This window comes from Leclercia sp. LSNIH8 (genome assembly GCF_002920195.1).
Lineage (GTDB): Bacteria > Pseudomonadota > Gammaproteobacteria > Enterobacterales > Enterobacteriaceae > Enterobacter.
In genome coordinates, this window is sequence record NZ_PQJY01000009.1 from 165,485 (window position 1) to 176,850 (window position 11,366).

Here is an 11,366-nt window from a genome sequence, read left to right on the forward strand (position 1 = left end):
GCGTAATGGCGCGGGCAAGTTTTGCCCGCGTTACCTTTACCTCCCTGCGAAACCGCAGTTTGCTGCTTATACTTGTGGCAACACGGGCACAAGCAGGGAGGAAAAAGGTGAAAAAACTCACTGATAAGCAAAAATCCCGTCTTTGGGAACAACAACGAAACGCGAATTTTCAGGCCAGTCGCCGACTTGAAGGCGTCGATAGTCCATTAGTCACGCTCAATGCCGACGAGGCAGAACTGCGTCTTGAGGAGCTCAGGAGGCAGTATGAGCGATAAATACGGCAACGATCGCGATCCCTATCTCTATCCCGGGCTGAATGTCATGCGTAACCGGCTGGGCATCCGCCAGGCGGAGCGTCTGGCGCAGGCGGCGTATGAATTCACCGCGCTGCGAGCGGCAACCCTGGGGCTAGGGCCACTGCTGCGCGGCCTCCCACATCTGTGCGCCATTCATCAGCATATCTATCAGGATATCTTCGACTGGGCGGGTGATATTCGTGAGATGGATATTTATCAGGGCGATACTCGCTTCTGCCACTTCGCCTACATCGAAAAAGAGGGCAATGCCCTGATGCAGGATCTGGAGGAGGAGGGATATCTCGTCGGGCTGGAGAGAGAGGACTTCATTAACCGCCTCAGCCACTATTATTGCGAGATCAACGTCCTGCATCCGTTCCGCATCGGCAATGGTATTGTTCAGCGCATCTTCTTTGAGCAGCTGGCGATCCATGCGGGCTATCAGCTTGACTGGCGCGGTATCGACCCGGAAGAGTGGGCGCAGGCCAACCAGAGCGGTGCGATGGGGGATCTGAGCGCGTTGAACGCAATCTTCCGTAAAGTGGTAAGCGAAGCCGGGGAAACTGAGTAGAATAGGGCGGCCATTTTTTCAGGAGCCGCCATGATTCTGCTGATTGATAACTACGATTCCTTCACCTGGAACCTGTACCAGTATTTTTGCGAGCTGGGGACGGAGGTGGTGGTCCGGCGCAACGACGCACTCTCGCTGGAGGATGTCGCCGCGCTCAATCCGCAAAAAATCGTTATCTCTCCTGGCCCCTGCACGCCGGATGAGTCCGGCATCTCGCTGGCGGTGATCCAGCATTATGCCGGTAAATTACCGATCCTCGGCGTCTGCCTCGGGCATCAGGCCATCGCCCAGGTCTTTGGTGCGACCATTGTGCGGGCCGCGAAAGTGATGCACGGCAAAACCTCCCCGGTGACGCACAACGGCGCCGGGGTGTTCTGCGGTCTTAATAACCCCCTTACCGTCACCCGCTATCACTCCCTCATTATCGATCCGCCCACCTTACCCGACTGCTTTGAGGTGACCGCCTGGAGCGAAACGCAGGAGATCATGGGTATCCGTCACCGTGAATGGGATCTGGAAGGGGTGCAGTTCCATCCCGAAAGCATTCTCAGCGAACAGGGCCACCAGCTGCTGGCTAATTTCCTCAATCGTTGATTTTTAGTTGCCATGAAGTGATTTTTTAAGCATATTTCGTGATTATATTTTCACTTCTGCTTTTTGCTTAAAAAAAGGGTGGGGTTACATGGCAACTGAACAATCTGCAATTACGCGCGCAACATTCGATGAAGTAATACTGCCAATTTATGCACCGGCTGAGTTTATCCCGGTGAAGGGGAAAGGCAGTCGCGTCTGGGATCAACAGGGCAAAGAGTACATTGATTTTGCGGGTGGCATTGCGGTAACGGCGTTAGGTCACTGCCACCCGGCGCTGGTCGAGGCGCTCAAAACCCAGGGCGAAACCCTGTGGCACACCAGCAACGTTTTCACCAACGAACCGGCGCTGCGCCTGGGCCGCAAAATCATTGACGCCACCTTTGCCGAGCGTGTGCTGTTTATGAACTCCGGCACCGAAGCCAACGAAACCGCTTTTAAGCTGGCCCGTTATTACGCCTCCACCCGCCACAGCCCGTTTAAAACCAAAATCATCGCCTTCCACAATGCGTTTCATGGCCGTTCGTTGTTTACCGTGACCGTGGGCGGTCAGCCAAAATATTCCGATGGCTTTGGCCCGAAACCGGCTGACATCATTCATGTGCCGTTTAACGATCTGCATGCGGTAAAAGCGGTGATGGACGATCACACCTGCGCGGTGGTGGTTGAGCCGATCCAGGGTGAAGGCGGCGTGATGGCGGCAACGCCAGAATTCCTGCAGGGGCTGCGCGATCTGTGCGATCAACACCAGGCCCTGCTGGTCTTTGACGAAGTGCAGAGCGGCATGGGGCGCACCGGGGATCTGTTTGCTTATATGCACTACGGCGTGACGCCGGACATCCTGACCAGCGCCAAAGCGCTCGGGGGGGGCTTCCCGGTGAGCGCCGTGCTCACCACGCAGGATATCGCGTCGGCATTCCATGTGGGCTCTCACGGCTCGACCTACGGCGGCAACCCGCTGGCGTGCGCGGTTGCCGGAGCGGCATTCGACATCATCAATACCCCGGACGTGCTGAGCGGCGTCAATACAAAGCGCGAGCAGTTTGTGAAGCATCTTCAGCAGATCGATGCGCAGTACGATGTCTTCAGCGATATCCGTGGCATGGGGCTGTTGATTGGCGCCGAACTGAAGCCGCAATACAAAGGCCGGGCGCGCGATTTCCTCTACGCCGCCGCCAGTGAAGGGGCGATGGTGCTCAACGCCGGGCCGGACGTGATGCGCTTTGCGCCGTCGCTGCTGGTGGAGAGCCAGGATATCGAAGAGGGGATGACCCGCTTTGCGCAGGCGGTGAAGCGGGTGGTTCAGCAGTAGCTGTGTAGCCCGGCGGCGCTACGCTTGCACGGGCCTACAAGACCGTAGGCCGGGTAAGCGCAGCGCCACCCGCCATTTAATACGGTGTGCGTTTCAGCCGCCGTATCAACCAGATGCCATGATGCGGGCGCTGGCGCCACGCCACCGATGAAATGGTGTGCATGGTGTTCAGATGCCCCAGGGTGCGCTGCAGATGTTGTTCCAGCGTACTCATAGGGCCTTGCGTCAGGGTCTCTGGCGCTTCCAGAATATTGCTGTCCCCACTCTCACCCGGCTCGTCATACTCCAGACGCTGCTGACAGCGCTGAAGGGCGATTTCACACGACTGCAAATAACGCTGCGCCAGGTCTGGCGTCAGCATCGTATGCTCCCGCGCCAGGGTCGTCATTGCGTTGATATGCTCGACGATAAACTGGCTGTGCGTCACCCAGAGTTTCATATCCGCCAGATACGCCGAATTGAAGCCCGGCTCCTGCATCGCCTGGTTTAGGGAGTTAAATAGTGCGTTGTGCGCCTGGTTGACCTTCATGCGCTGCCATGCCAGCGGCGTGGGTTGCGGATCGTCGCTGAGGATCAGGCGGATGGCTTCCTGATCGGCCTCCAGCGCGTCGTGAGCGTTCTGCCGCAGCAATCCGCTCTGCCACTGCGGCCACAGCCAGACCATGCCGCCAAAGGCAATCAGGCAGCCAATCAGCGTATCGGCCAGCCGGGCGATAATAAACTGCTCACCATTGAGCGTAATCAGTTGCAGGCTGTATACCGCGGTCAGCGTAAAGCCCACCGTCGCCCAGCCGTAGCTCTTGCGAATAATCAGGTAGCTTACCAGCGTCACCAGCAGCATCCCCGCCAGGGTATAGCCTTCCGGGACGTGTAAGTGCAGGGTGATCCCGGCAATAATCAGCCCCGCCATCGTGCCGCCCGCCCGGTGAAGGATGCGCACCCGCGTGGCGCTGTAGCCGTTTTGCGTCACCAGCAGCACGGTCATTAAGATCCAGTAAGGCTTAGGCAGATGCAGCGCCATCCCCATCAGGCTGGCGATACTCAGCATCACGCTGATGCGGGCCGCATTGCGCAGGGCGGCAGACTTCAGCGACAGATAGCTTCTCAGGGCGGGGATCAACGGCAGGCGTTTCTGCTTATCCGCCATCAGGTCGCGGGGGTAGAGCGGGCGCTGGGTGCGCAGCACACGGGCAATACGGCTGAAGTGCCAGGCGCAGAACTGGCCCACCGGGTTATCCGGATGCTGACGGGCGATCTTCTCCAGCGCGCCGAGCTGCTTGTCCATGGTGAAACGGGTGGGGTAGCGATGATAGAGAATGTCATCAGCCAGCACCCGTAGCCGGGCGGCGACGGTCTGTGCGTTCCAGCGGATCACCGCTTCGGCGTGACTGCGCTCCACCAGCTTTTGCACCTCTTGCGGATGATGCAGGCTGACGGAGATATGCTCCTGCAGATCCAGCCCCACCTGGAAGGTACGCAGCAGGCGTTTGTATTCATGATTCCTGTTCGCCGCCAGCATATGCAACTGCTGGTAGCACTGACTAATCAGGTCCACCACCTTCTGCTGACGGGCCAGCAGCGGCGGCAGCGATTTTTCCGGGTCGGTATGCTGGGTCAGCAGGGTGTATTTCGCTTCGCAGTAATCGGCCAGCTGGCGGTAGAGCACGCTCAGGGATTCACGCAGCGGCTGCTCCCGCCACAGCCAGAACCAAAACCAGTTAAACAGACCGTACCAGAGTGTCCCCAGGGCGTAGATCAGCAGCGGCGCCCAGATCGGCATATTCCCCGCCAGACTGAGGGTAAAGATGGCCGCAATCAGCGAGGCGGGCAGCAGGCGGGCGTGCAGGGCGCTGATCTCCGCCGTGACCCCCAGCGTCATCGCCAGGGCGGTCAGAATGAGGGGCAGCGGAATATCACGCGCCAGCAGCAGCTGCACGGCAAGGCTACAGCCGGCAAACAGGCAGCCGCCAATCATCAGGCGTTTAAAAAAGCGTTTATGGGGCGTGTCGAGACCCGCAATGTTGCAGCAGGCGGGAACGAGAGAAAACAGAAGGCCGTATTGCAGGTAACCGAGAACTAAACCCACAGCCACAGGGAGACACAGCACCAGGGTTTGCCGCAGTGCGTAGTTAACTTCCGGGTGGTAAATGAGCCTGCGCCACATGGGTGAGAGAGACAAAAACGGCGTGTCATCGTGCGATGCCACGCCGTTTGAGCGGAATTAACGTGTTCCGTAAACCACGATGGTTTTACCGTGGGCGGAAATCAGGTTCTGATCTTCCAGCATTTTCAAAATACGGCCCACTGTCTCACGGGAACAACCGACGATCTGACCAATTTCCTGACGGGTGATTTTAATTTGCATACCGTCCGGGTGGGTCATGGCGTCTGGCTGTTTCGCCAGGTTCAGCAGCGTCTGAGCGATACGGCCCGTTACGTCCAGGAAGGCGAGGTTGCCCACTTTCTCGGAAGTAACCTGCAGACGGCGAGCCATCTGCGAAGAGAGGCGCATCAGGATATCCGGGTTAACCTGGATCAGCTGGCGAAACTTTTTATAAGAGATCTCAGCCACTTCACACGCGGTTTTCGCACGGACCCAGGCGCTACGCTCCTGACCTTCTTCAAACAGGCCCAGTTCACCGATAAAGTCTCCCTGATTCAGGTAAGAGAGGATCATCTCTTTGCCTTCTTCATCTTTGATCAGCACTGCCACTGAGCCTTTGACGATGTAATACAACGTTTCCGCTTTTTCACCCTGGTGAATCAGCGTGCTCTTCGATGGGTACTTATGAATGTGGCAATGAGACAAGAACCATTCGAGAGTCGGGTCTGTTTGCGGTTTGCCAAGCACCATGCGCTGTTATCCTCTGTTATAAGCTGGCTCCAGAGTCCGGCTCTGTACCTGTACTCTGGGGTTGCAATCGTATTCTTTCCCCTGCCTGGGGTCTGGCTGTCACAATGATTAGCAGCCTGTAATGTGTGATGTCCTCTGCATACATGTGCAACGTCAATGTATTACTGTAGCATCTCGACTGTTTTAGCATAGCTTTTGCCGCGTGTCTCCTGGTGTCTCGCTTCAGCTTGATGCAGGTCGACTTCCGTTGCCAGAATTGTTACTAGCGCGTAATCTGACAAGAAAAATGCAATCCTGGAGTGAGTTAAAATGCAAGCACGTGTGAAATGGGTTGAAGGTTTAACGTTTCTCGGTGAGTCCGCGTCGGGGCACCAGATTCTGATGGATGGCAACTCCGGTGATAAAGCACCCAGCCCGATGGAAGTGGTTCTGATGGCTGCGGGCGGATGCAGCGCTATCGACGTGGTATCGATTCTGCAAAAAGGGCGTCACGATGTGACCGACTGCGAAGTGAAACTGACCTCAGAGCGTCGGGATGAGGCACCGCGTCTCTTCACCCATATCAACCTGCATTTCGTGGTGACCGGCAAAGCGTTGAAAGATGCTGCGGTATCCCGCGCGGTAGACCTCTCAGCAGAGAAGTACTGCTCCGTGGCGCTGATGCTGGAGAAAGCGGTCAATATTACCCATTCGTATGAAGTGATCGAGGCGTAAGGCCTGGATCAAACGCCGGGCGGCACTTCGTTTGCCCGGCCTACAGAACCTTGTAAGCCCGGTAAGCGTAGCGCCACCGGGCAACACGCCTCAATCGATCTTCTTCCCTTCCATTAACCGCTGCACCAGCGGCGTCATGATTAACTCCATTGCCAGCCCCATCTTCCCGCCCGGCACCACCAGCGTATTGATGTGTGAAATAAACGAACCCTGCAGCATCGCCAGCAGCCAAGGGTAATCGATATTGTCCAGATTGCGGAAATGGATCACCACAAAGCTCTCATCCAGCGACGGGATGCCTTTAGCGGCAAAGGGGTTAGAGGTGTCCACGGTCGGGACGCGCTGGAAGTTAATATGGGTGCGGGAAAACTGCGGCGTCAGGAAGTTGATGTAATCCTCCATGGAGCGAACCACCGAATCCATCACTGCCTCGCGGGAATGGCCGCGCTCGCTGGTATCCCGCGTCAGCTTCTGGATCCACTCCAGGTTGACGATAGGCACTACCCCCACCAGCAGATCGACATGGCGCGCCACGTCATGGTGCGGCGTAACGACCCCGCCGTGCAGACCTTCATAAAACAGCACGTCCGTGGGCTCTGGCAGCGGCTGCCAGGGAGTGAAAGTGCCCGGAACCTGGTTCCAGGGTACCGCTTCATCATAGGTATGCAGGTATTTGCGCGACTGGCCGGTGCCGCTTCGACCGTACTCTGCAAAGGTCTGCTCCAGCAGGCCAAAGTCGTTAGCATCGGGGCCAAAGTAGCTGATATGTTTGCCTAAATCACGGGCCTTGCGGATGGCCATATCCATCTCAGGGCGGGTGTAGCGGTGAAAGCTGTCGCCTTCCACTTCCGCGGCACGCAGATGCAGTTGCGAGAAGATCTTACGAAAGGCGAGGCTGGTGGTGGTGGTACCCGCACCACTCGATCCTGTGACGGCGATAACCGGATGTCTGGCGGACATAGCAACTCCCTGAGTGGAAAGATGTCGCGGTTAACCGCGAAATTGATTGCGAGGCATGATGTTGACGGTTTCGTGCAGCTCGGACCATACGACCAGCACCTCACCGCTTTGCAGCTGGCGCCTGACGTCAGCGACCTTCTGCTCAAGCGAACGTTCCTCTTCACCATAATCGGTGCCTTCGCGTAACACAAAACTTTCAATCAGATTATCCAGCGTTTCGGGAGCCAGATCTTGCCAGGGAATAATCATGTTTATTTTTCCAGATAGGGGGTCAGCCAGTCCGGGATACGTGTCTCCAGCCACATCTGCGGTCGGCGCAGCGTTCCGCTGATAAAGCCCACGTGTCCGCCATGTTCGGTCAGCTGATACTGTACGTTTGCCGGTAAATGTTCCGGCGCCGGAATCGAATGATGATCCATAAACGGATCGTCTTTCGCATGAATGATCAGCGTAGGCCGGGTGATTTGATTCAGCAATGGCATGGCGCTGCACTGACGATAGTAGTCAATCGCATCGGCAAAACCGTGAATTTTCGCGGTGATCAGATCGTCAAATTCACGAATGCGCCGCATGCGCTTGAGCTGCTCAAGGTTTATCGGCAGCGAGCCCGGATAGGCCTTCAGTTTTCGTGAGGCGTTGCCTTTCAACAGGTTAAGCAGGTAGCGCTGATACACGCGCGAAAAGCCCTTATCCATATGATAGCTGCACTGTTCCAGCATAAACGGGGCAGAGACGATGACGGCGGCATCCAGCGGGATCGTGTCCCCCTCTTTCGCCAGCAGGCAGGCGAGCATGTTTCCCCCCAGCGAATAACCCACCGCAGCGGTGGGGGCCGGGCCGTGGGTCTCCGCCAGCCAGCGCAGGAACCATGTGCCATCCTCCGTTTCGCCGGAGTGATAGATGCGTTTCTGGCGATTGGGTTCGCCGCTACAGCCTCTGAAATGCATTACTACACCCAGCCAGCCGCGCGCTTTCGCCGCCTGAATCAGGCCGTGAGCATAGGGGCTGTGCAGGCTGCCCTCCAGACCATGAAAGACCACCAGCCGGGGTTTGTGCTGTGCCTTAGAGGGATCTTCACTCCATGCCAGATCCACAAAGTCATCATCCGGCAGGTCGAGTCGCTGCCAGACGGGGGTAAAAAGCACTTTACGGCGGATGAGACGCGGCAGCATGGTTTGCAGATGGCGGTTCGACAGGCCCCGCATGGGGACAAAGGTCGCGCTCTCGTCGGGCGTAAAGTTAAATTCAGATGGGATTGTCTGCGTCATAACGGTGTGATGTTAATTCTTCTCAATCGTTCACTATACCTTCCGAATCGGCTCCTGTTTATAAAAAGCCACGCGATTGCGCGAACGCCTCTCCTCATAGCGCCCTTTTTTGGCCCGTAGCCTGTTGTTTAACAACGTCAAATGATCCCGATCACAATTCGGTGCCTTCTTTATTACTCTCAGGCTAACGATTCTGTTCCAGGCTTAATTGATGACTTTATCACCAGAGCGCACACTTAACTCAACGTTAAGCAAATCTAAAGATGTGCTGAATCAGGAGGTTAACAATGTTATCAGGGCAAACGCCAGCCCGGAACTGGAACACGCGTCGCACTGAAAAAGCGCGCCGCCTGGCTTCCGTCCCGGTGCAGGGCAAGGTACTGCCAACAGGCGACCTCGTCGCTATGCTGGAAAAACTGATCGCCCCAGGCGACAAAGTCGTACTGGAAGGCAATAACCAGAAGCAGGCGGATTTCCTTTCCCGCTCGCTGGCCGAGGTGAATCCTCAGGTCGTTCACGATCTGCATATGATTATGCCGAGCGTGGGCCGCAGTGAACACCTGGATATCTTTGAAAAAGGCATCGCCCGCAAGCTCGACTTCTCCTTCTCCGGTACCCAGAGCCTGCGTATTTCGCAGCTGCTGGAGGATGGACAGCTGGAGATCGGTGCGATCCATACCTACATCGAACTCTACTCCCGCCTCTATGTCGATCTGTCGCCGAACGTGGCGCTGATTGCCGGGTTTAAAGCGGACCGTAAAGGTAATCTCTACACCGGTGCCAGCACCGAAGATACCCCGGCGCTGGTAGAAGCCGCCGCCTTCCACGACGGCATCGTCATCGCCCAGGTGAACGAACTGGTGGACGACGAGTGTGACCTGCCGCGCGTGGATATCCCCGACTCCTGGATTGATTTCGTGGTCGTCGCCGACAAGCCGTTCTTCATCGAACCGCTCTTCACCCGTGACCCACGCCTGATCAAACAGGAACATATCCTGATGGCGATGATGGCCATCAAGGGCATTTATGCGGAACACCAGGTGCAGTCCCTGAACCACGGGATTGGCTTCAACACCGCGGCGATTGAGCTGCTTCTGCCTACCTACGGCGAACAGCTCGGACTCAAAGGCAAAATCTGTAAACACTGGACCCTGAACCCGCATCCGACGCTGATCCCGGCGATTGAGAGCGGCTGGGTGGAGAGCGTGCACTGCTTCGGCGGTGAGCTGGGGATGGAAGAGTACATTCGTGCCCGTCCGGATATCTTCTTTACCGGTGCCGATGGCTCCATGCGCTCTAACCGCGCCTTCTGTCAGCTGGCAGGCCAGTACGCGGTCGATATGTTTATCGGCTCAACCCTGCAGGTGGATGGTTACGCCAACTCCTCTACCGTGACCCGCGGCCGTCTTTCCGGCTTCGGCGGGGCGCCCAACATGGGCCATGACCCGCACGGTCGTCGTCATGCCACCCCGGCCTGGCTGAACATGATCACCGAGCCCGACCCGATGCAGCGCGGTAAGAAACTGGTCGTGCAGATGGTCGAAACCTTCCAGGCGGGCGTGAAGCCGACCTTCGTCGAAAAACTCGATGCGGTTGATGTGGCGAAAGCCTCCGGTATGCCGCTGGCACCGGTCATGATCTACGGCGATGACGTCACCCACGTGCTGACGGAAGAGGGGATTGCTTACCTCTACCGGGCGAAAGATCTGGAAGAGCGTCGCGCCATGGTCGCTGCGGTCGCAGGTATTACCGATATCGGTCTGGGTGTGGACGCTAAACGCGTCGCCGAGCTGCGCCAGAGCGGCAAAGTGCTCTACCCGGAAGATATGGGCATTCGCCGCACCGACGCCACCCGCTCGCTGCTGGCGGCGGGCAGCGTCTCTGACCTGGTTGAATGGTCCGGCGGTCTCTACAACCCACCTGCGAAATTCCGGAGCTGGTAATGAAACTTCTGCCCCGGATCCAGGTTGAAGGCGGTGCCGAATGGCTGGCGCGAACCGCCACGCAGTGTCTGATTGACGAAGCGCGACTTAGCCCGAAACCCGGTCTGGTGGACAGTCGGGGGAACGGCGCGCACCACGATCTCTCGCTCGCGCTGATGGAGCGTTCGGCGCACAGCCTGACCCCTACGTTTCAGGCGCTGGCGCTGCAAAGCTGGCAGCGTCCGGCCGATATCGCGCTACGGCAGACCGTGGGTCGGCTGGGGCGCGAAGGCGAGCAGCAGATGATGGCTGCCACCGGCGGGGTGAATACCCACCGTGGCGCTATCTGGGCGCTGGGATTGTTAGTCAGCGCCGTGGCGATGCATGGCGGCAGCGCAACAGCGCAGTCGGTCGCCGACACCGCCGCGCAGCTGGCGAAACTGCCGGATGACGCCGCGCCGAAAGTGTTCAGCAAAGGGCTGCGCGCCACCCACCGTTATCGGGTGCCGGGCGCGCGCGAAGAGGCGCAGCAGGCGTTTCCGCACATTATGCAGCGGGCGTTGCCGCAGCTTCGCCTGAGCCGTCTTAACGGCAGTAGCGAAGCCCATGCCCGGCTCGATGCGCTGATGGCGATCATGACCTCATTAACCGATACCTGCGTGCTTTCCCGCGCCGGAATGGAGGGGTTAGATGCCATGCAGCACGGGGCCCGGGCGGTATTAGCCGCTGGCGGCACCGCACAGCCTGAGGGGCAACGTGCGCTCGCGGTATTAGACAAACAGATGCTCTTGCTCAATGCCTCACCGGGCGGCGCGGCCGACCTGCTGGCCGCCACGCTGTTCCTTGACCGCATAGAGACGCCTTATTTAGCGAATTAA

General features: G+C 57.8%; 12 protein-coding genes. 7 read left to right on the forward strand and 5 right to left on the reverse strand.

Translation table 11 applies throughout. From position 1 onward, the window contains the following. Positions 1–107 precede the first annotated feature (107 nt). From C3406_RS21250 to argD, 4 genes are all read left to right on the forward strand, one after another. The gene (locus C3406_RS21250) at positions 108–275 is read left to right on the forward strand and encodes a YhfG family protein (RefSeq protein WP_103177289.1); all 168 of its coding nucleotides are present in this window, start codon (positions 108–110) and stop codon (positions 273–275) included. Further along, positions 265–867: a putative adenosine monophosphate-protein transferase Fic gene (locus C3406_RS21255; RefSeq protein ID WP_103824827.1), complete on the forward strand. Its 603-nt coding sequence runs from the start codon at positions 265–267 to the stop codon at positions 865–867. Before C3406_RS21250 ends, C3406_RS21255 begins: the two co-directional genes overlap by 11 nt. A 30-nt stretch (positions 868–897) precedes the next feature. Then, positions 898–1,461: an aminodeoxychorismate synthase component 2 gene (pabA, locus tag C3406_RS21260; protein WP_103824828.1), complete on the forward strand. Its 564-nt coding sequence runs from the start codon at positions 898–900 to the stop codon at positions 1,459–1,461. 88 nt (positions 1,462–1,549) lie between these two features. Continuing rightward, a complete protein-coding gene (gene argD / locus C3406_RS21265) occupies positions 1,550–2,770 on the forward strand; it encodes a bifunctional acetylornithine/succinyldiaminopimelate transaminase (protein ID WP_103824829.1) in 1,221 nt (406 codons plus the stop codon). Positions 2,771–2,846: 76 nt separating this feature from the next. Here argD and C3406_RS21270 read toward each other — a convergent pair whose 3' ends face one another. Both C3406_RS21270 and crp read right to left on the reverse strand, forming a co-directional pair. Next, positions 2,847–4,934, reverse strand: a complete 2,088-nt coding sequence (locus tag C3406_RS21270; RefSeq protein WP_103824830.1) for a YccS/YhfK family putative transporter — start codon at positions 4,932–4,934, stop codon at positions 2,847–2,849. A gap of 57 nt (positions 4,935–4,991) precedes the next feature. After that, positions 4,992–5,624 (reverse strand): cAMP-activated global transcriptional regulator CRP, encoded by a 633-nt coding sequence (gene crp / locus C3406_RS21275; RefSeq protein ID WP_000242758.1) that lies wholly within the window; start codon positions 5,622–5,624, stop codon positions 4,992–4,994. A 309-nt stretch (positions 5,625–5,933) separates the two neighbouring features. Here crp and C3406_RS21280 point away from each other — a divergent pair, with 309 nt between their 5' ends. Beyond that, the gene (locus tag C3406_RS21280) at positions 5,934–6,338 is read left to right on the forward strand and encodes an OsmC family protein (RefSeq protein WP_103824831.1); all 405 of its coding nucleotides are present in this window, start codon (positions 5,934–5,936) and stop codon (positions 6,336–6,338) included. Positions 6,339–6,428: 90 nt separating this feature from the next. Here C3406_RS21280 and C3406_RS21285 read toward each other — a convergent pair whose 3' ends face one another. Genes C3406_RS21285 through C3406_RS21295 form a run of 3 tightly spaced genes read right to left on the reverse strand, consistent with a single transcriptional unit; the run spans position 6,429 to position 8,566 of the window. Beyond that, positions 6,429–7,298, reverse strand: coding sequence for a phosphoribulokinase (locus C3406_RS21285; protein WP_103824832.1), 870 nt, complete (start codon positions 7,296–7,298; stop codon positions 6,429–6,431). 30 nt (positions 7,299–7,328) lie between these two features. Beyond that, entirely contained in the window at positions 7,329–7,547 is a 219-nt protein-coding gene (locus tag C3406_RS21290; protein WP_103824833.1) for a YheU family protein, read from the reverse strand. Between the two features lie 2 nt (positions 7,548–7,549). After that, positions 7,550–8,566 (reverse strand): hydrolase, encoded by a 1,017-nt coding sequence (locus C3406_RS21295; RefSeq protein ID WP_103824834.1) that lies wholly within the window; start codon positions 8,564–8,566, stop codon positions 7,550–7,552. A 287-nt stretch (positions 8,567–8,853) separates the two neighbouring features. On the opposite strand from C3406_RS21295, the gene mdcA reads away from it, so the two are divergent. Together mdcA and C3406_RS21305 are read left to right on the forward strand one after the other, a co-directional pair. Next, positions 8,854–10,509: a malonate decarboxylase subunit alpha gene (gene mdcA, locus C3406_RS21300; protein ID WP_103824835.1), complete on the forward strand. Its 1,656-nt coding sequence runs from the start codon at positions 8,854–8,856 to the stop codon at positions 10,507–10,509. Next, positions 10,509–11,366 carry a triphosphoribosyl-dephospho-CoA synthase gene (locus C3406_RS21305; RefSeq protein WP_103824836.1) on the forward strand — a complete coding sequence of 286 codons (858 nt, stop codon included), beginning with the start codon at positions 10,509–10,511 and terminating at the stop codon, positions 11,364–11,366. Before mdcA ends, C3406_RS21305 begins: the two co-directional genes overlap by 1 nt.